This is a genomic window from Ruegeria sp. CF2 (assembly GCF_056537385.1).
The window spans coordinates 1,925,303-1,943,305 of record NZ_JBQFRL010000001.1 but is presented as its reverse complement, the minus strand read 5'-3'; the positions used below and the strand labels follow the sequence as shown (position 1 = coordinate 1,943,305).

Annotated in this window: 17 protein-coding genes; 9 read left to right on the top strand and 8 right to left on the bottom strand. The window is 65.0% G+C overall.

What is annotated here, in order from left to right; translation table 11 throughout:
- The first annotated feature begins 38 nt into the window (after positions 1–38).
- Together ACR0IR_RS09745 and ACR0IR_RS09740 are read left to right on the top strand one after the other, a co-directional pair.
- Complete coding sequence (locus tag ACR0IR_RS09745; RefSeq protein ID WP_170362979.1) at positions 39–2,330, top strand: xanthine dehydrogenase family protein molybdopterin-binding subunit; 2,292 nt, start codon at positions 39–41, stop codon at positions 2,328–2,330.
- Positions 2,308–3,387 (top strand): DUF2235 domain-containing protein, encoded by a 1,080-nt coding sequence (locus ACR0IR_RS09740; RefSeq protein WP_480779064.1) that lies wholly within the window; start codon positions 2,308–2,310, stop codon positions 3,385–3,387. The genes ACR0IR_RS09745 and ACR0IR_RS09740 overlap by 23 nt, the downstream gene beginning before the upstream one ends.
- A 3-nt stretch (positions 3,388–3,390) precedes the next feature.
- Here the strand turns inward: ACR0IR_RS09740 and ACR0IR_RS09735 are convergent, their stop codons facing one another.
- Positions 3,391–4,035, bottom strand: coding sequence for an NUDIX hydrolase (locus tag ACR0IR_RS09735; RefSeq protein WP_217357059.1), 645 nt, complete (start codon positions 4,033–4,035; stop codon positions 3,391–3,393).
- 5 nt (positions 4,036–4,040) lie between these two features.
- Entirely contained in the window at positions 4,041–4,619 is a 579-nt protein-coding gene (locus tag ACR0IR_RS09730; RefSeq protein ID WP_093962717.1) for a GcrA family cell cycle regulator, read from the bottom strand.
- A 126-nt stretch (positions 4,620–4,745) separates the two neighbouring features.
- Between ACR0IR_RS09730 and ACR0IR_RS09725 the strand changes: the two genes are divergently transcribed.
- Entirely contained in the window at positions 4,746–5,549 is an 804-nt protein-coding gene (locus tag ACR0IR_RS09725; protein ID WP_170362981.1) for an ABC transporter permease, read from the top strand.
- Here ACR0IR_RS09725 and ACR0IR_RS09720 read toward each other — a convergent pair.
- Together ACR0IR_RS09720 and ACR0IR_RS09715 are read right to left on the bottom strand one after the other, a co-directional pair.
- Positions 5,546–6,781: an MFS transporter gene (locus ACR0IR_RS09720; protein WP_170362982.1), complete on the bottom strand. Its 1,236-nt coding sequence runs from the start codon at positions 6,779–6,781 to the stop codon at positions 5,546–5,548. The genes ACR0IR_RS09725 and ACR0IR_RS09720 overlap by 4 nt on opposite strands.
- 107 nt (positions 6,782–6,888) lie before the next feature.
- Positions 6,889–7,773, bottom strand: a complete 885-nt coding sequence (locus ACR0IR_RS09715; protein WP_170337566.1) for a DMT family transporter — start codon at positions 7,771–7,773, stop codon at positions 6,889–6,891.
- Positions 7,774–8,079: 306 nt separating this feature from the next.
- Here ACR0IR_RS09715 and ACR0IR_RS09710 point away from each other — a divergent pair, with 306 nt between their 5' ends.
- The 3 genes from ACR0IR_RS09710 (at position 8,080) to ACR0IR_RS09700 (ending at position 10,663) form a co-directional block, all read left to right on the top strand.
- A complete protein-coding gene (locus ACR0IR_RS09710) occupies positions 8,080–9,267 on the top strand; it encodes an aspartate aminotransferase family protein (RefSeq protein WP_170337991.1) in 1,188 nt (395 codons plus the stop codon).
- A 67-nt stretch (positions 9,268–9,334) separates the two neighbouring features.
- On the top strand, positions 9,335–10,261 hold the full coding sequence (gene argF, locus ACR0IR_RS09705; protein ID WP_170337993.1) for an ornithine carbamoyltransferase: 927 nt from the start codon (positions 9,335–9,337) through the stop codon (positions 10,259–10,261).
- A gap of 57 nt (positions 10,262–10,318) precedes the next feature.
- Positions 10,319–10,663 carry a 5-carboxymethyl-2-hydroxymuconate Delta-isomerase gene (locus ACR0IR_RS09700; RefSeq protein ID WP_170337995.1) on the top strand — a complete coding sequence of 115 codons (345 nt, stop codon included), beginning with the start codon at positions 10,319–10,321 and terminating at the stop codon, positions 10,661–10,663.
- Between the two features lie 14 nt (positions 10,664–10,677).
- On the opposite strand, the gene ACR0IR_RS09695 is transcribed toward ACR0IR_RS09700, so the two are convergent.
- Together ACR0IR_RS09695 and ACR0IR_RS09690 are read right to left on the bottom strand one after the other, a co-directional pair.
- Positions 10,678–11,283: a ferric reductase-like transmembrane domain-containing protein gene (locus tag ACR0IR_RS09695; protein WP_170362983.1), complete on the bottom strand. Its 606-nt coding sequence runs from the start codon at positions 11,281–11,283 to the stop codon at positions 10,678–10,680.
- A 5-nt stretch (positions 11,284–11,288) separates the two neighbouring features.
- The gene (locus ACR0IR_RS09690) at positions 11,289–11,777 is read right to left on the bottom strand and encodes a peptidase associated/transthyretin-like domain-containing protein (RefSeq protein WP_170362984.1); all 489 of its coding nucleotides are present in this window, start codon (positions 11,775–11,777) and stop codon (positions 11,289–11,291) included.
- A gap of 199 nt (positions 11,778–11,976) precedes the next feature.
- On the opposite strand from ACR0IR_RS09690, the gene ACR0IR_RS09685 reads away from it, so the two are divergent.
- The 3 genes from ACR0IR_RS09685 (at position 11,977) to ACR0IR_RS09675 (ending at position 14,958) form a co-directional block, all read left to right on the top strand.
- Positions 11,977–12,819, top strand: coding sequence for a phytanoyl-CoA dioxygenase family protein (locus ACR0IR_RS09685; protein WP_170362985.1), 843 nt, complete (start codon positions 11,977–11,979; stop codon positions 12,817–12,819).
- A 102-nt stretch (positions 12,820–12,921) separates the two neighbouring features.
- Positions 12,922–13,884: a pirin family protein gene (locus ACR0IR_RS09680; RefSeq protein WP_170362986.1), complete on the top strand. Its 963-nt coding sequence runs from the start codon at positions 12,922–12,924 to the stop codon at positions 13,882–13,884.
- Between the two features lie 78 nt (positions 13,885–13,962).
- Positions 13,963–14,958 carry a 2-dehydropantoate 2-reductase gene (locus ACR0IR_RS09675; RefSeq protein WP_170362987.1) on the top strand — a complete coding sequence of 332 codons (996 nt, stop codon included), beginning with the start codon at positions 13,963–13,965 and terminating at the stop codon, positions 14,956–14,958.
- Here the strand turns inward: ACR0IR_RS09675 and ACR0IR_RS09670 are convergent.
- Entirely contained in the window at positions 14,955–15,410 is a 456-nt protein-coding gene (locus ACR0IR_RS09670; RefSeq protein WP_170362988.1) for an NUDIX hydrolase, read from the bottom strand. The genes ACR0IR_RS09675 and ACR0IR_RS09670 overlap by 4 nt on opposite strands.
- Before the next feature lie 72 nt (positions 15,411–15,482).
- On the bottom strand, positions 15,483–17,933 hold the full coding sequence (hrpB, locus tag ACR0IR_RS09665) for an ATP-dependent helicase HrpB (RefSeq protein WP_170362989.1): 2,451 nt from the start codon (positions 17,931–17,933) through the stop codon (positions 15,483–15,485).
- Positions 17,934–18,003: the final 70 nt, after the last annotated feature.

Sequence of the window (18,003 nt, the reverse complement as noted above, 5' to 3'; positions counted from 1 at the left end):
GCTAGGGTCGCGGTCTGAGGCAGCGAAAGGGGCGCGTCATGGAAAAGTTCGGCAAGAGCCAACCGGTCACCCGGACCGAGGATCAGCGGTTCCTGACCGGTCAGGGGCGCTACATGGACGATACGGTGCCGCCCGGTGCGCTGTACGCGGTGTTCTTTCGCAGCCCGGTGGCGCATGGCGACATCACCGCGCTGGACCTCGACGCCGCCCGCGCCGCGCCCGGTGTGCGGCTGGTGCTGACCATCGATGACCTGATCGCCGCCGGAATCGACCCGGTGCTGAGCGCCACGATCCTTGTCAACCGCGACGGCAGCCGCGCCGCCAGTCCCCCGCGCCACATGCTGGCCCGCGACCGGGTGCGCTTTGTCGGCGAGCCGGTGGCGATGGTCGTGGCCGAAACGCTGGCGCAGGCCCGCGACGCCGCCGAGCTGATCTGGATGGACACAGCCGACCGCCCCGCCAAGCTGGACCTTGCGCCGGGCGGTGAGCCGCTGCACCCCGAGGCCCCCGACAACCGCGCCTTTGACTGGGCCGTGGGCGACGAGGCCGCGACCCAAGCCGCCTTTAACGCTGCCGCTCATGTCGTGTCGCTGCAGGTGGCCGACAACCGGGTGATCGTGAACTCAATCGAGCCGCGCGGCTGCAACGCGGTCTGGTCCGACGGGCGGCTGCATTTCAGCTATGGCGGGCAGGGCGTCTGGGGGATGAAGGCGCAGCTGGCCGACAAGCTGCGGCTGGACCCGCAGGCGGTCCATGTCACCACGCCCGATGTGGGCGGCGGGTTCGGCATGAAGGCGATGCCGTACCCCGAGTATTTCTCGGTCGCAGTAGCGGCGATGCAACTGGGCCAGCCCGTGCACTGGATGTCGGACCGGACCGAGGCGATGCTGTCCGACCACCACGGGCGCGACCTGACCTCGCTGGCCGAACTGGCCTTTGACGAGCATCTTCGCATCACCGCCTACCGGGTCCACAGCCGCTGCAACCTGGGCGCGTACAACAGCCATTTCGGCCAGGCGATCCAGACCAACCTGTTCAAATGCGTGCTGCCCGGCGTCTATGACGTGCAGAAAACCTATCTGCGGGTCGAGGGGTTTTATTCCAACACCACCCAGGTCGATGCCTATCGCGGTGCCGGCCGCCCCGAGGCGATCTATGTGCTGGAACGCGCGATGGACCGCGCCGCGCGGGAACTGGGCGTCGACCCGTGGGAACTGCGCCGCCGCAACTTCATCCGGCCCGAGGCTTTTCCCTATGTCTCGGCCACCGGTGAAACCTATGACGCGGGCGATTTCGACATGGTCCTGTCCCGCGCCGCCGAACAGACCGCCGGTTTCGCCGCGCGCAAGGCCGCCGACGCCGAACGCGGCCTGATCCGGGGGCAGGGGCTTTGTTACTATATCGAAAGCATTCTGGGCGACCCTTCCGAAGGCGCTAAAATCGAATTCTGTCAGGATGGCACCGTGAACCTTTATGTCGGGACGCAATCGAACGGGCAGGGGCATGAGACGGTCTATGCCCAGTTCCTGTCGGACCAGACGGGAATTCCGGCCGACCGGATCCGGGTCGTGCAGGGTGACAGCGACCGCATGGCGCAGGGCGGCGGCACCGGCGGGTCGCGCTCGGTTACGGTGCAAAGCGCGGCGACGCTGGTCACGATTGACCAGATGATTGCCGCATTCACGCCCTATCTGGCGGATAAGTTGGGGGTCGAGGAAAGCGATGTGACCTTCGACCATGAAACCTTCCGCGCGCCGGGGTCGAACCTGACGCCCACGCTGATCGAAGCGGCCGAGATGGCCCGCGCGGATGGCCGCACCGACCTGCTGCAGCACGAGGCCCGCACGCGGCTCGAGGCGCGCAGCTATCCCAACGGCGCCCATGTTGCCGAGATCGTGATCGACCCGGAAACCGGCACGACGACGGTCGACCGCTATACGGTCGTCGATGATTTCGGCAATCTCATCAACCCCATGCTGGCCGAAGGGCAGGTGCATGGCGGGGTGGCCCAGGGCATCGGCCAGGCGCTGTGCGAGCACGTGGTGCATGATGGTGAGGGGCAGTTGCTCACGGCAACGTTCATGGATTACGCCTTGCCGCGCGCCGCTGACATACCCATGATTAGGTTTACCTCGGCGCCGGTTCCGTCAACGGCCAACCCCATGGGAATGAAAGGATGCGGCGAGGCAGGCACCGTTGGCGCATTGGCCGCGGTTGCAAATGCGGTGCAGGATGCGCTCTGGGATCATGGGGTGCGGCAGGCGGACATGCCGTTCACTCCGGTCAAGGTTTGGGAATTGTTGTCGAATGGTACTGTCGCGGTTCGGTAAGAAGATACTTGGATGGCTCGGCCGCCCCCTGCGGTCCGAGCATTCTGCCGAAACGCGCCACCGCGAACCCATCAGTCATGTCATCATCCTGGACGGAACGATGTCGACCCTGGAGCCCGGCTTCGAAACCCATGCCGGCCAGACCTTTCGATTGTGCTGTGAAATGGGCAATCGGGTCTCGGTCTTCTATGAAGCGGGCGTGCAATGGGAGAGCTGGAAATCCACGCTGGACGTGATGATGGGGCGGGGGATCAATCGCCAGATCCGCAGGGCCTACGGCTATCTTGCCTCGCGGTACAAGCCCGGCGATCGGATCTACTTCATCGGCTATTCCCGCGGCGCCTATGGTGTGCGCAGCCTTGCCGGCGTCATCGATATGATCGGTCTGTTGCAGGCCGAGCATGCGACCGAGCGCAACATCAAGCAGGCCTACCGGCATTATGAGTGCAACCCGGGCGGGCAGGCGGCGCAAGACTTTCGCCGGAATTTCTGCCACGACGGCGTCGAAGTTGAGATGATCGGCGTCTGGGACACGGTCAAGGCATTGGGACTGCGCCTGCCGCTGCTGTGGCGCATGGCCGAAGAGCGGCATTCATTTCACAATCACCACCTCGGGCCGTCCACCCGGCACGGGTATCATGCGCTGGCGCTGGATGAAACGCGAGAGGTCTTCACGCCGGTCCTTTGGTCGACCGCACCGGATTTCCGCGGCCATTGCGAACAGGTCTGGTTCCGCGGCACGCATGGTGACGTCGGGGGGCAACTCAGCGGGTTCGAGCCCGCGCGACCGCTGGCCAACATTTCGCTGGTGTGGATGCTCGACAAGGCCGAGTTGCATGGTCTGCCGCTGCCAGAAGATTGGCGCACCCGCTTTCCCACCGATCCGCATGCACCGTCGGTCGGGACGTGGCGGGGGTGGGGCAAGATCTTCCTGCTGCGCAAGCATCGCACCGTAGGTCAGGACCCGTCCGAACGCCTGCATGTCTCGGTTTCGCCCGACGAACTGCCCAAATGGGTGCACCTGCCGGCAGGGCCACATTCGCACCCGGCGCAGTAGCGGTCAGTCAAACATCGCCGGGCTGGGTGACTTGCCGTTCGCTTGAAACGCATCGTGGATGTCTTTTTCCAGATTGCGTGTCAGGGACAGGTCCGGCAACGCATCCGGGGCGAAGAACGCCGCTTCGCTGGTTTCGGGGCCCGGGGTCGGGGTGGCGGCATCCAAAGGGCTGCATAGGAAGAACAGTTTGTAGAAGTCCCGTGGATCTGCCGGGTAGGGATGCCGTGCCTTGTGGCGTACGGCATAGAGTGTCTGCGCCGCGACACGCAGACCGGCTTCCTCCAAGACTTCGCGTTCGATGTTCTCCGATGGAGAGCTGCCGATATCGGCAAAACCGCCAGGCATCGCCCACAACCCGTCGCTGCGTTCCCGTACCAGCAGGATACCGCCGTTGCGAATTACGGCGGCGCGGATGTCGATGCTCGGTGTTGCGTATCCGCCCGAGTGGGCAGGCATCGCCATTTCGATCTTTGACAAAGGCACCCGACCCAGGTCGGCCAGCATCGCGCGGGCCATTCCGACGATCTCGTCATAGCGTTCGCGGTCGAACGGATCGGTGGTGAAATGCTGGCCGGTTTCGGCCAGCGCCAAAAGCCGTTTGGCCCGGGCCAGCCAGGTATCCTCCATCGCTGTCGGATCCTGGCGCATGGGCCTCAGCGACGCCGGTCGCGGCGCGAGCTCATGGGTTGGAAGGCGACGCCCACATGCGCCTCGCAATAGGGTTTGCCCGGCTCGGCCGGCAGACCGCAGAACCAGAAATCATCCGTGGCCGGATCGCCCACGGGCCATTTGCAGGTCTTCTCGGTCAGTTCCATCAGGGTCAGCTTCTTGGCCTTCTTCTCGACCTCGTTGACCTTGGCCAGTGCCTCGGGGCTGATTTCATTGGCCGAGGGCTGCGGCGGCAGCGGCTGGCCGGCCGGAATGATCTGGCGGCGCGGCGGCGTGGCCGGTTTCGCCTCGGCGGCCGGCGCGGCTGCCGCGGGGCGGGCCGGCTCGGTCTTGGGCGCGGGTTTGGGCTTGGCTTCGGCCTTGGGCGCGGGGGCCGGTTTTTCCTTGGGCTCGGCCTTGGCCGGTGCGGCGCCGGTGGTCCGGTTCGACAGGCCCAGGCGATGGACCTTGCCGATCACCGCGTTGCGGGTGACCCCGCCCAGTTCCTTGGCGATCTGGCTGGCCGACTGGCCTTCGCCCCACATTTTCTTGAGCAGTTCAACGCGCTCGTCTGTCCAGGACATGGGTAGCCTTTCAAAAGCGGGAAAGCGGCCTCGGTCACGGGCCGCCTTCGAAATTCGTCTCAGCGCCCTATTCTAATCACTGCGGGCCGAGTTACAAGCGGTCATCGAATCAGATTGGGGGCAGGAATGCAGAATCTCGCGGATCAGGACATGCGCCGTTTCGGAGCGGTCAACTGGATGGGGCTGTGGACACTGGCCCAGCGCGAAACCCTGCGCTTTCTGGCGGTCTGGACGCAGACCCTGCTGGCGCCTCTGGTCACAGCGGGGCTGTTTCTGCTGATCTTCAATATAGCCGTCGGTCCGGGGCGACCGGATGTCATGGGCGTGCCCTTCCTGACATTCCTGGCGCCCGGGATCATGATGATGACGGTGATTCAGAACGCCTTCGCCAACACTTCGTCCTCGATGGTGATCTCGAAAGTGCAGGGCAACATCGTCGATACCCTGATGCCGCCGCTGTCCCCGCTCGAGATATTGCTGGGCTATCTGGCGGGCGGCATCGCACGGGGTGTGCTGATCGCGTTGATGCTGGCCGTTGCGCTGGCGCTTGGCTTGGGGCTGATGCCGCAGCATCCCGCGCTGGCCTTGATTTTCGTCATTCTTGGGGGTGCGTTCATGGGCGCGCTCGGCCTGCTGGCAGGGGTCTTCGCCAACAAGTTCGATCAGATGGCCGCCATTACCAACTTCATCGTCACCCCGTTGGCATTTCTGTCCGGTACCTTCTACTCGGTCGACGCGTTGCCGCCGTTGCTGAACAGGATCAGTCACGTGAACCCCGTTTTCTATCTGATCGACGGATTGCGATATGGCATGATCGGAGTGTCGGACAGCAACCCAATGCTGGGGATGGCCGTCTGTTTGCTGTCGACCCTGCTGATCTGCGCCGTCATCTGGCAAATGCTGCGGACCGGTTACCGTTTGAAGGCCTAGGCAGCTTCGGACAACGAACCGGGCTGTAGCGGCACGCGGGGGCGTCCCAGCCGCGGATGCAGTCGCGCGGCCACGGACCAGGCGCCCAGCAGTGCAAACCCACCTGCCGCAAAAACACCAGCCACCGGTGTCGCCAGCAACACCAAGGCGGCAACGCCCGGTGTCAGAATTCCCGAAACGTCGCGATAGCTGGAATAGATTGCGGACATCTCTGTCCGCTCGGACGGCTTCACCGCCATCAGGAATGGCAGACCGGCACAAATGTCCAGCACGATCAACCAGATTGACCCCATGACCAGTGCGACGACCGATGCCACCGGCCAGCCCGAGAGAAATGCAGCCAACAGAAAACATGTGGCGCAGGCGGCAAAGCCCGTTCGCACGGCGCTGCGCAGAGACCGGTTCTGGACCCAGCGCAGAATCAGGGGGGCAGCAAACAGCATGGCGTTCGTGGCTGACAAAAGCGTGCCGCCCAATTGCTCACCCAACCCGTTTTCGATGGCGAAAATCGGAAGGTAGACCACATAGATCCACCAGCCACAGGACCGGATCATGGCAAACAGATACCCGGCCACCAGCCGTGGTTGGGCAAAGAACCGAGGCAGAAATGACAGCGGATTTTGCGTTGCCCTCCTGGCCTTGGTAATCAGTTTGCCGTTGCCCAAACGCATGGCCCAGAACATGATCAGCATACCAATGGCGGCGGCCGCGCTGATGACGAAAGGGGCCGGCGCCCATAATTCCATCAACATCACACCTGCCATCGGCCCCGCTGTCCAACCCAGCGCGCTGTAGAACATCCGGCTTGTTTCGCAGCGGCCGAGCTCGATCTTGCTGATGTAGTCCAAAACGTAGGCGTTGAAGCAGATGAAAGTAACCACCGCGGCCACGGTGTTCAGCGCAAGTGCCCCGATCACGGCCTCGGGGCTGCCGTCGATGGCCAGCAGAGCGCCGGTGATGAACATAACGCAGCCGGCTGTGTAGGCCCATCGTCGCGGGATATAACGGATCAGGAACGGCACCATCAGTCCAGCCAATAACGAAACGAGGCCTACCAGAAAGTAAACGAGCGAGACGGACCCGGCGTCGCCCATGGCCCGGTACATCACCAAGGGGAATACGGAAATCAGGATGCCGCGAACCACGGCCTCGAACCCGGCAAGTATGCCGAACTTGCGAACGGAGGGCGCGGGCGCATGACGGACCCATTCCGGGATTCGGCGTTCGTGCATCGGGCAATCTCTCTAACCAACCGCATTCAGGGTGCGTCATGCGGTGTCGGTTTCATGAGAGTTTGCGACATCGGGGTCGCCTGCGGACAAGGACGTAGAAAAAAATTCTAGCGGCGTCTGGCTCGGGCCTCGCGCCAGACAAGGATCAGCGCTCCGGTCAGAATGACCCCTGAGCCCAGCAAACTGACCCAATCCGGAACGACCCGGAACACCGCAAAGTCATAAAGCGCGGCGAATATCAGCGTTGCATAGCTGATTGGCGCTACGAACGAGGCATCTGCCCGGGCCATTCCATTGACGAAGCAGGCCTGCGCGCAAGCCATCAGAAAACCAATGCCGGCCAAAGCCGCCCACTGAGCGGGCGATGGTGGCTGCCAGACGGTTGCGACCGCGATGCTGGCAATCGTCAAGCCCATGGCATTGTTGATGAGCAGGATCTGGATGGGGCTCTCGCGGCCAGACAGCTTTTTGATGAAGATCAGTTCCATCCCGATCACTGCCGCCGCCGCCAAGGCCAGCAGAGCCGCGGGTTGAAAGCTGTCGGGGGTCGGGCGCAGCAGGATGATGGCCCCCGTCAAAGCCACCGCCGCCGCCAACCAGCGCCAAGGCCCTACGGTCTCTTTCAGCAGAGGAATGGCCAGAACCATCGCGAAAACAGGGTTCAGAAACGATATCGCCGTGGCATCGGCTATGGGGATATAGGCGACCGACGCGAACATCAGAGTAATGCCAGACCACCCGAAACTGGTGCGTCCGACATGCAGGCCCCAGTGGGGACGCCGTAGTTGGGGACGCAGAACGCCAACCGCTGCCACGATGACCACAAATGCGAACAGGAACCGGCCATGGCTGATCTGCATCGGGTGCAGGGGCGGGCCCAGTGTCTCGGTGCCCAGAGCTTTGGCCAGCAATGTCGTGCCCGCGATGAAAGCGCTGGCGCAGAAGATAAGTACGGCTGCCAGGGCAGGGTTGTGGGCTTGTGGTGAGAACATGGGCCATCGGTGCGCCAGCGTAAGAGAAATGACAAGCCCGAATTGCAAGGCGCCCGACCCGCGCCTGCAAAAAATCCATGGGCGGATACATTTTGCCTTTCCACACTGGGCTGGCCCCGCTATACGGGCGCCCATGATCAAACTCGTGCATATCCTGCCGCTCCGACGTCGACGCATCATTTCGTAACCGGTCCGTTTGATCCTGCGCGCGCGAACCAAATCCGCGCATCTCTCACCAAATCTGTTGACGAACCCGGTCTCAGTGTTTCAGTCACTGGGTTCAAGTTTTCCAAAAAGGATGATCCGATGATCCCGTCCGTTCTGCCGACTTACAATCGTGCTCCGCTGACCTTCGTAAAGGGCGAAGGCGCCTGGCTGACCGAGGCGGACGGCCGACGTTTCCTTGATCTGGGCGCGGGGATCGCGGTGAATGCGCTGGGCCATGCCCATCCGGCACTGGTCGGCGCCTTGACTGAACAGGCGCACGCGCTGTGGCACGTGTCGAACCTGTACCATATTCCGCAGCAGCAGGCGCTGGCCGATAAGCTGGTGGATCTGACCTTTGCCGACACGGTGTTCTTCACCAATTCGGGCACCGAGTCCTGCGAATTGGCGGTCAAGATGGCCCGCAAATACTTCTACGATCAGGGGCAACCCGAGCGGGTGGAGATCATCACGTTTGATGGGTCTTTCCACGGGCGTTCTTCAGCGGGCATCGCCGCTGCCGGGTCCGAGAAAATGACCAAGGGGTTCGGCCCGCTGCTGCCGGGGTTCGTGCATGTCGCCTTCGGCGATCTGGACGGTGTGACCAACGCGATCAGCGACAAGACCGCCGCGATCATGATCGAGCCGATCCAGGGCGAGGGCGGCATCCGCCCCGTCCCCGATGTCGAACTCAAGGCCCTGCGCCAGATCTGCGACGACAACGGCCTGCTGCTGATCCTCGACGAGGTGCAGTGCGGCGTCGGCCGGACCGGGAAACTCTTTGCCCATGAATGGGCGGGCATCACGCCCGACATCATGATGGCGGCCAAGGGTATCGGTGGCGGCTTCCCGTTAGGTGCGGTGCTGGCTACCGAAGCGGCCGCCAGCGGCATGACCGCGGGCACCCATGGGTCGACCTATGGCGGAAACCCGCTGGGCTGCGCGGTGGGCTGCGCGGTTCTGGACCACGTGGCAACCCCGGCCTTCCTGGACGGCGTCAACCGAAAGGCGGGTCTGCTACGCCAAAAGCTCGAGGGCCTAGTCGCCGATCACCCCGACGTGTTCGAAGAGGTTCGGGGATCCGGCCTGATGCTGGGCCTGAAATGCAAGGCGTCCAACGCCGATGTTGTCGCGGCCGGTTATGAAAACGAAGTCATCACCGTGCCCGCAGCTGACAACGTGATCCGCCTGCTGCCGCCGCTGACCCTGACCGAGGATGACATTGCCCAGGCCCAGATCCGCCTCGAGAAAACCGCCCGGCAGGTCCAGGGCCAACTCGCCTCGGCCTGACGCCCCCTATTCCCGAATGCGCCGGGGGCGGTGCCCCCGGCAACCGACAGTAAAAAAGCGAACCGACATGAACCATTTCCTTGATATCCACAAAACCGACGCCGCCGCGCTGCGGTCGATGATCGATCAGGCCGGCGCGATGAAGCAGGCCCGGTTGGGCCGCCCTAAGGCCGCACCCGACGATGAACAGCCGCTGGCCGGCCGCATGGTCGCGCTGATCTTCGAAAAACCATCAACCCGGACCCGCGTTTCGTTCGATGTAGGCGTGCGCCAGATGGGCGGTCAGACCATGGTGCTGTCGGGCAAGGACATGCAGCTGGGCCATGGCGAGACCATCGCCGACACCGCCCGCGTGCTGTCGCGCTATGTCGACATGATAATGATCCGCACCTTTGACGAAACCATCCTGACCGAGATGGCCGAATACTCGGACGTGCCGGTGATCAACGGCCTGACCGACCGCACCCATCCCTGCCAGATCATGGCCGACGTGCTGACCTATGAAGAACACCGCGGCCCCATCGACGGGAAAAAGGTGGTCTGGACGGGTGACGGCAACAATGTCTGCGCCTCGTTCCTGCACGCGGCGGGCCAGTTCGGGTTTGACCTGACCTTCACCGGCCCTGCCCAGTTCGATCCCGAGGAAGAGTTCATGGGTTTCGCCCGCCAGAAGGGCTCGAAGATCGTGGTCGAACGCGACCCGTACAAGGCCGTCGATGGCGCTGATCTGGTTGTGGCCGACACCTGGGTTTCGATGCACGATTCCCAATCCGCGAAGGAACGCCGGCACAACCTGCTGCGGCCCTATCAGGTCAACGCGGAGCTCATGTCCCATGCCAAACCCGACGCCCTGTTCATGCACTGCCTGCCCGCCCACCGCGAGGAGGAAGCGACCTCCGAGGTGATGGATGGGCCGAACTCGGTGATCTTTGACGAGGCCGAAAACCGCCTGCATGCGCAGAAGGCGGTAATGCGCTGGTGTTTGGGGGTCTGAAGCCCCCTCAGACATTCAATGGGAGCCACTGGTTCTCTTTCGTTCTTGGAGGCTCCCATGCCGCACGTCGTCTTGGAATTTTCAGCCGGACTTGAGCAATCGCATGATTTTCAAGCCATATGCGAAGAACTCTATAGGGTCCTCGCCGCGCATGAGGAGTTTGACGCACCAACGCTCAAAATCCGCGCGATGCCGATCCCATATTCCTTCATCGGGACCGAGCCGCAGACCTTCATCCATGCCTCTCTGTTGCTGATGCAGGGACGGGATGAACGGACGCGAGCCGAGCTGAACGCGATCATTCTGGATGTTCTGGCCGCCGCGGCGCCGAAGGTCGGCAACATTACCGTACGGGATGTAGAGATGAACCGCGCCACCTATGCCAAGCGCCTGGCGACCTGACGTGCGCCCGTCGCTTAACCCCGCGGTTTCACGACCCAGACCTGCAATCTGATCAACGCCCCGACGCAGGCGAATAATACAAGCCCGCACAATGTGGCCTTGGTGACGGTTTCCATTGCGCCCTCGATCAGCAGGGCATGAACGACCGTGCCCAGGATGGTCACCAGCGCAAGACTGGCATGGGCCAACCGCCAGGGGCGGAACCGCCATCCCAGCCGGCTGCGCAGCGCGGCCAGCGCCGCGGCGGCGAACGCTGCCCACATGGCCGCCACGCCCCAGGCCGAGAACGAGGTAGGCGACCGGAACAGCATGGCATCCACCACGTCCGGGGGGCTGGTGATCCACAACCCGCCCACATGCAGGGCAATCATGGCGATCAGGGCGATGCCGACCCAGCGGTGCACCATTCGGCTGTTCATCGCGGTCAGCCCCGGCAACATGCGCGCAGCCAGCAGCGGCTGTACCAGCAGCAATCCCAACCCGATGACTCCGGCAAAGCCCGCAGCGATGTAGATCGGGCTGCGCCAGGCCAGATACGGGCTGAACCCCGCCACCACCACGGGCACCGCAACGGCCGCGATCAACGCCAGCCAGACCGCAAGAACGCCCGGGTGCGGCACGTGGTTCAGACCGGTTGCAGAACGAAATGCGCGGCGAGGGTCTTGTCGCGCGCACTGGACATGATCGGGCGCAGGAAGACGGTCTCGAATTCGCCGCTGTCATAGGCCAGATGTCCATGCGGCTGACCAAAGGCCGGCACGATCTGCGGCATCTCCAGTCGGAATTCTCCGTTCGCATCGGTCAGGGTGGCACCGTGGCTTTGCGGGTCGCGCTCGTGGCCTTCTGTGGTATGCGCCCAGATGTGGATGCGCTGACCGGGCAAGGGTGCGCCGTCGCCGGCCCTCCGTACTGTGCCGGTCATCCAGAAACCGCCGCCGCCGATCCGGTCGACGATCGGCGCGCCCGGGCGGTAGTTGTTCGATCCGCCCCGCATCGACGGGGTCGGCGCCAACCCACTGGCCCGCGCAGGCAGGATCAGGCCGCTGCCGGCCGTGGCGACCAACGCGGTACCGGCCACCAACATGGTTCTTCGGTTCAGTGAATTTCCGGGCATCGAAACCTCTCCTGTGCTGACCCGGCAGCTGTTCCAACCGCCACAGTGGAAGGATAGCACGATCACGGCTCATTCCGAGCGTTCCGGGCAAAATCCGGCCGACCTGCGGACGAAAGCGCATGGAATGGACCAAAGTAGTCTTTGACGCCTGCACCACTCGGGTGCGATCCTTCCGGTTGCGTCACCAAGGGGGAAGCCGATGACAGATACGAGCCTGCTGACCAAGAATGAAATCGATGCCTTCCGCCGCGACGGCGCGGTGGTGCTGCGCCGGAAGTTCAGCGCGGACTGGCTGGAGATGCTGCGCGCGGGCATCGACGCCGATTTGCAGACCCCGACCGAGAACTTCACCCGCCACACCAAGGACCCGGATGCGCCGGCCTATCTCGAGGACTACTGGGCCTGGAGCAAGATCCCTCAGTTCGAGGACTTCGTCCGCAACTCGCCCTGCGCGCCAATCGCGTCCGAATTGCTGGGCGCCGCGCCGATCAATCTGGTGATGGACAACTGGTTCCTGCGCGAGGCCGGATCGACCTCTCGCCCGCCATTTCATCAGGACCTGTCCTATTTCGATTTCGAAGGCTCGATGTGCGTGCTGTGGCTGCCGCTTGAACCGGTCAGCAAAGACAACGGGATCGCCTTCGTGCGCGGCTCGCACCTGTGGGACAAGCTGTTCATGCGGGTGCGGTTCGCCGACGGGCACCCCAGTTATGAACCCACGCAGGTTGCAGGCCGCACCTATCACCCGCCACCGGACGTGAATGCCGATCCCGGCGCCTATGACCTGCTGCAATGGGACATGGAGTTGGGCGACTGCATCTATTTCGACATGCGCACGCTGCACGGGGGGCTGTCCTCGGTCACACCCACGGAAACGGTGCGCCGCTTCACCCTGCGCATGACCGGGCCGGACGGGGTGATCCGGTATCGCGGCGATTGGGCCAAGGAGGAGCGGGCGCAGTTTGAGGCCGCCGGCTATGCCGAGGGCGACCGGATCGCCGGCCCGTTTTTCCCGCAACTCTGGCCCCGCGCACAGGGCTGATCCGGGGCGCAGCCTGTCTGTGCGCTGATGCACTTTGTCCGCTGGTATTTTGCGCTAGATTGGCAAGGGTGAACATCCCATCGCACCGGATTGGAGGCCGACATGAGCTGGAACCCCACCCACAGCCCCGAATGCGTCACCGAAGGTTCGGCGCTGGAAACCCTGATCATCCCGCGCGCCCGCGACCTGGGCGGGTTCGAGGTCCGCCGCGCGCTGCCCTCGGTCAAGCGCCAGTTGGTGGGGCCCTTCATCTTCTTCGACCAGATGGGACCTGCCGAGTTCATCACTGATGGCGGCATCGACGTACGTCCACACCCGCATATCGGGCTGGGCACGGTCACCTACCTGTACCAGGGCGAGTTTGAACATCGCGACAGCCTCGGAACCCATCAGATGATCTATCCCGGCGAGGTCAACTGGATGGTCGCGGGCCGCGGCGTCACCCATTCCGAACGTACCAGCGCCGAAACCCGCGCGAAGCGGCACAGCCTGTTCGGGATCCAGACCTGGATCGCGCTGCCCGAAGCGCACGAAGACATGGCCCCCGATTTCGAACATCACAAACAGGCCGCGTTGCCGCATATCCAGGATGCCGGTGTCAGCGCCCGGCTGATCCTTGGCTCGGCCTATGGGGAAACCAGCCCGGTCACGATGCTGTCGGAAACCTTCTATCTGGACGTGCAACTGGACCCCGGCGCCGCCTTTCCGCTGCCCGACGATCATGAGGATCGGGGCGTCTACGTCACCCAGGGCTCGGTCGAGATCGCGGGTGACCGGTTCGAGGAAGGCCGCATGATGGTTTTCCGCCCGGGTGATCGCCTGTCGGTGACGGCCGGGCCGGCGGGGGCGCGGCTGATGCTGCTGGGCGGGGCCACGATGAATGAGGATCGGTATATCTGGTGGAACTTCGTCTCGTCTTCGAAGGACAAGATCGAAACGGCGATCCGCGAATGGAAATCCGCCGATTGGGCCAACGGTGCCTTCCACCTGCCGCCGGGGGACGAGGACGAGTTCATACCAATCACCCCGGAGCTGGAACGCACCAAACCCCGGCTCGCGCGCTGAACGTCACGTCAGCGCTCGCCCGGCTTGCCTGCCCGAGGGATCCCGGCGATCCTTGGCGGCAAACGGGAAGGGGACGGCATGAAACTTGTGATCGCGGGTGCGGGCAGCATCGGATGCTATTGCGGGGGCCTGCTGGCCGATGCCGGGCATGACGTTACGCTGCTGGGCCGGGCGCGGGTGCTGGATCCGATCCGGCAGAATGGGCTGACCGCGACGGACTATTCGGGCCTGCGCAAAACGATCCCCGCCGGCCGTCTGACACTGTCTGAAGGCCCTGCCTGCCTGTCCGACGCCGATCTGGTTCTGGTCACGGTGAAAACCGGCGCCACAGCCGAGATGGCCCGCCTGATCGCCGCGCACGCCCCTTCCGCGGCCCCGGTCATTTCGTGGCAGAACGGGATGGAAAACGCGCGCACGCTGCGCATCGCGCTGCCCGGGCGGGACGTGCGCGCCGGGATGGTGCCGTTCAACGTGGTGCCTGCCGGTCCGGCCACCTGGCATCGCGCGACATCCGGCGACATCGTGATCCAGTCCGGCCCCGGCGCGCTGGCCCGCCGCCTGTCCTCGCCCGATCTGCCCGTCACCGAAACCGACGGGATCGAGGCGGTGCAATGGGGCAAGCTGGTCATCAACCTCAACAATGCACTGAACGCGCTGTCGGGTCTGACCCTGCGCGAACAGCTTTTGAACCGCGACTGGCGCCGCCTGATGGCCGATCAGATGGCCGAGGCGCTGGCGGTTCTGGCCGCCTCCGGGCACCCCGTGGCCTCGACCACGCCGCTGCCGGCCTGGATGACGCCGCATGTCCTGCGCCTGCCCACACCGCTGTTTTCGCGCATCGCGGCGCGGATGCTGACGATCGACCCCGCCGCGCGCACCTCGATGGCCTATGATTTGGATGCCGGTCGTCCGACCGAAATTGACAGCCTGCAGGGTGAGATCATTCGCCTGGGCCGCGAAACCGGCACGCCGACCCCGATCTGCGACCGGTTGGCAGCGCTGATCACGCGGGGCGAGACGGGTCCGCTGACCCCCGATCAGATCCGTGCCGGGCTGAGCGGTGCCGGCGGTTAGATCCGCAACAGCAGCTTTTTCAGCTCTGGTTCATGGACCCGTTCGGACGCCTCTTGCGGCGAGACCCACTCGCGGGTGCGTTCGTGCATTTCGGGAAATTCATCGGCCAGTTCGGTGACCCGCAGCCGATAGACCGTGGTGCAGACCGGATCGATCACGCCACTTTTGCGGACCTTGCCGTAGCAGTAGCTGCCGACCGGCTCTGGATCGACCTCGGCGGTGCGCACGCCGGCCTCTTCCCAGGCCTCCTGCGCCGCCGCCTCGGCCCCGTTCAACCCGTCAATCGGCCAGCCCTTGGGGATGATCCACCGCCCGGTGTCGCGGCTGGTGACCAGCAGGACCTGCGTATCGGGGCCATCGCCATGGGTACACAGCGCCGCGAACTGCACGAGGCGCGGACGCTGAAACAGGGGTTTCAGGACCCCCTCCCAAAATTTGTGCAGCCATGTCATTGCGGGTGCCTGCCGTTTTTTTTGTTGTTCTGCCTTCCAGACGGCGAGAGATATCAATCTGACAGACGGTATTCAAGCACCCCTGCGTTTGGCCCGCAGGGTCGGGTCGGCCTGGGTCGGGTCCTCGGGCCAGGGGTGCTTGGGATATTGCGCGCGCATGTCCTTGCGCACATCGGCATAGGACCCGGCCCAGAACCCCGGCAGGTCGCGGGTGATCTGGATCGGGCGTTGCGCGGGGGACAGAAGGGTGATCTTCAGCGGCTCGCCGCCCACCATCGGGTGCCGTGTGACCCCGAACATCTCCTGAAGGCGAACGGCGATTTCGGGCACCGCCTTGCCATAGTCGATCGGGACTTTGCGCCCCAGCGGCGTGACGAAGGCCGGAGGCGCGCGGCGGTCCAGTTCCTGCATCTGGTCCCAACTCAGCCGCGCCTGAAGGGCGGGCAGCAGGTCGAACCGCTTCCAATCCTCGGCACTGCGCACGCCCGTCAGCATCGGCAGCAGCCAATCCTCAAGCGTGTCCATCAGCCCGCTGTCCGAGAAATCAGGCAGGTCGACGCCCGCCGCCCGTACCAGCTCGACCCGTGCGGCCAGTCGCGCCGCTTTGCCCTCCAGCCGCAAGCCCAGATCGCGCACGCCGTCCAGCATCGCGCGGGCCACGGACTCGTCGGGCACGTCCTTCCAGATGCGGTCATCCAGCACCAGCGCACCGAACCGTTCCTGCCGCCGGGCCACCACCCGGCGGTCCCGTTTCGACCAGGCGCAGGTATCGACCCATTCGATCTGGTCGGCGAACAGCGCGCGGATCTCGGCCTCGGTGATCTGCGCGGCCATGCGCAGCCGGGCCTCGCGCGGGTTGCCGTCAGTGTCGATGGCCACCAGATACGGCGCCGCGGCCAGCGGGTCGCCGGGGTCCATCACCACACCCTTGCCGCCCGACAGCACATAGCGCGGCGCGTCGCCCTTGCGCCGCTGGCCGACCCGGTCGGGATAGGCCAGCGCGGCCATCGCCGCCGGGCTCAGCGGGTCGCCTTCGGTCTTGATCTGGCCGCGCAGCCGTTTCGCCTCGGACCGGATTCGGTCCAGAACGCCGGGATTGGCGGGCCAGATCCGGTTGCGCTGATAGGCGCGCGGATCGCGCAGCGCCTCGAGTCGCAGCGACAGGTCCACCGGCGCGCCCTTCAACGGGTCGCGCTCGGCCATCAGGGCGGCAAGCGGAGCGGCCTGCGCGCCGGCCGTGACCAGCATGTGCCCCAGCCGCGGATGCAGCGGCAGACCAGCCAGTGCGCGGCCATGTTCGGTGATCCGGCCCTTGCCGTCCAGCGCGCCCAGCATCCGCAGCAGCGCGCGCGCCCCGGCCAGCGCCCCCTCGGGCGGGGGTGTCAGAAAGGCCAGATCCTGCGGCTCGGCCCCCCACAGGGCCAGTTCCAGCGCAAGGCCTGTCAGGTCGGCGGCTTCGATCTCGGCGGGTGGAAAGGCGGGCAGGGCGCCTTCCTCACCCTTCGACCACAGGCGATAGCACAGCCCTTCGGCCACGCGGCCCGCGCGGCCCGCGCGTTGGGTCGCCTCGGCGCGGGTGACGCGCTCGGTCACTAGGCGCGACATGCCCGAGCCCGGATCGAACCGCGCGCGGCGGGCCTGACCCATGTCCACCACCACCCGGATGTCCGGAATGGTCAGCGAGGTCTCGGCGATCGAGGTGGCTAGCACCACCTTGCGTCCGGTCTCGACCGGCGCAAGGGCGGCGCGCTGGGCGGCAAAGGGCAGGGCGCCGAACAACGGCCGGATCGTACAATCGCCGGGCAGCCGCCCGGCCAGCGCGGCCTCGGCCCGGCGGATTTCGCCCTCGCCCGGCAGAAACAGCAGAATACCGCCGCCGGTGGCGCGGGTCTCGCGCTCGGCCTGCACCACCAGATCGACCAACGCATCCAGCCGCCGCGTCTGGAGGCCAAGCGGGCGGTCCAGCCAGCGGGTCTGAACCGGAAAACTGCGCCCCTCGGATGTCACCAGCGGCGCGTCCATCAACCGCGCCACCGGATCGGCATCCAGCGTGGCCGACATCGCCAGCAGGATCAGGTCGTCGCGCAGCGCACCGGCGACCTCGAGGCACAGGGCCAGCCCCAGATCGGCGTTCAAAGATCGTTCGTGGAATTCGTCGAAGATCACCGCCCCAACACCGGGCAGATCGGGCTCGGACTGCAGCATCCGGGTCAGGATGCCTTCGGTCACCACCTCGATCCGGGTGGCATTCGACACTTTCGTCTCGCCCCGCACGCGATAGCCGACGGTCTGGCCCGCGCGTTCGCCCAGTGTCTCGGCCATGCGTTCGGCAGCGGCGCGGGCGGCCAGCCGCCGCGGTTCCAGCATCACGATCCGCCCGTCGCACAGGCCGGCGTCGCGCATCGCCAGAGGCACGCGCGTGGTCTTGCCGGCGCCGGGCGGGGCCTGCAGCACCGCGCGGCCGCGTGTGCGCAGCGCGGCGATCAGGTCGGGCAGGGCATCGTCGATCGGTAGACGGGTCATGCCGCCTTATCGCCAAAGCCTCGGCCAAGGTCCAGAACGCCTGCGTCAAATCCCGTGCCCGGCGGTACTG

Excerpts from the sequence above, each read along its gene's own strand:
- ACR0IR_RS09685 (WP_170362985.1), top strand. The coding sequence starts at position 11,977 with ATGACAGATACGAGCCTGCTGACCAAGAATGAAATCGATGCCTTCCGC.
- ACR0IR_RS09680 (WP_170362986.1), top strand. The coding sequence starts at position 12,922 with ATGAGCTGGAACCCCACCCACAGCCCCGAATGCGTCACCGAAGGTTCG.
- ACR0IR_RS09730 (WP_093962717.1), bottom strand. The coding sequence starts at position 4,619 with ATGTCCTGGACAGACGAGCGCGTTGAACTGCTCAAGAAAATGTGGGGC.
- hrpB (WP_170362989.1), bottom strand. The coding sequence starts at position 17,933 with ATGACCCGTCTACCGATCGACGATGCCCTGCCCGACCTGATCGCCGCG.
- ACR0IR_RS09720 (WP_170362982.1), bottom strand. The coding sequence starts at position 6,781 with ATGCACGAACGCCGAATCCCGGAATGGGTCCGTCATGCGCCCGCGCCC.
- ACR0IR_RS09710 (WP_170337991.1), top strand. The coding sequence starts at position 8,080 with ATGATCCCGTCCGTTCTGCCGACTTACAATCGTGCTCCGCTGACCTTC.
- ACR0IR_RS09675 (WP_170362987.1), top strand. The coding sequence starts at position 13,963 with ATGAAACTTGTGATCGCGGGTGCGGGCAGCATCGGATGCTATTGCGGG.
- ACR0IR_RS09715 (WP_170337566.1), bottom strand. The coding sequence starts at position 7,773 with ATGTTCTCACCACAAGCCCACAACCCTGCCCTGGCAGCCGTACTTATC.
- ACR0IR_RS09735 (WP_217357059.1), bottom strand. The coding sequence starts at position 4,035 with ATGCGCCAGGATCCGACAGCGATGGAGGATACCTGGCTGGCCCGGGCC.
- ACR0IR_RS09745 (WP_170362979.1), top strand. The coding sequence starts at position 39 with ATGGAAAAGTTCGGCAAGAGCCAACCGGTCACCCGGACCGAGGATCAG.
- ACR0IR_RS09740 (WP_480779064.1), top strand. The coding sequence starts at position 2,308 with ATGGTACTGTCGCGGTTCGGTAAGAAGATACTTGGATGGCTCGGCCGC.
- ACR0IR_RS09690 (WP_170362984.1), bottom strand. The coding sequence starts at position 11,777 with ATGCCCGGAAATTCACTGAACCGAAGAACCATGTTGGTGGCCGGTACC.
- argF (WP_170337993.1), top strand. The coding sequence starts at position 9,335 with ATGAACCATTTCCTTGATATCCACAAAACCGACGCCGCCGCGCTGCGG.
- ACR0IR_RS09725 (WP_170362981.1), top strand. The coding sequence starts at position 4,746 with ATGCAGAATCTCGCGGATCAGGACATGCGCCGTTTCGGAGCGGTCAAC.
- ACR0IR_RS09700 (WP_170337995.1), top strand. The coding sequence starts at position 10,319 with ATGCCGCACGTCGTCTTGGAATTTTCAGCCGGACTTGAGCAATCGCAT.
- ACR0IR_RS09670 (WP_170362988.1), bottom strand. The coding sequence starts at position 15,410 with ATGACATGGCTGCACAAATTTTGGGAGGGGGTCCTGAAACCCCTGTTT.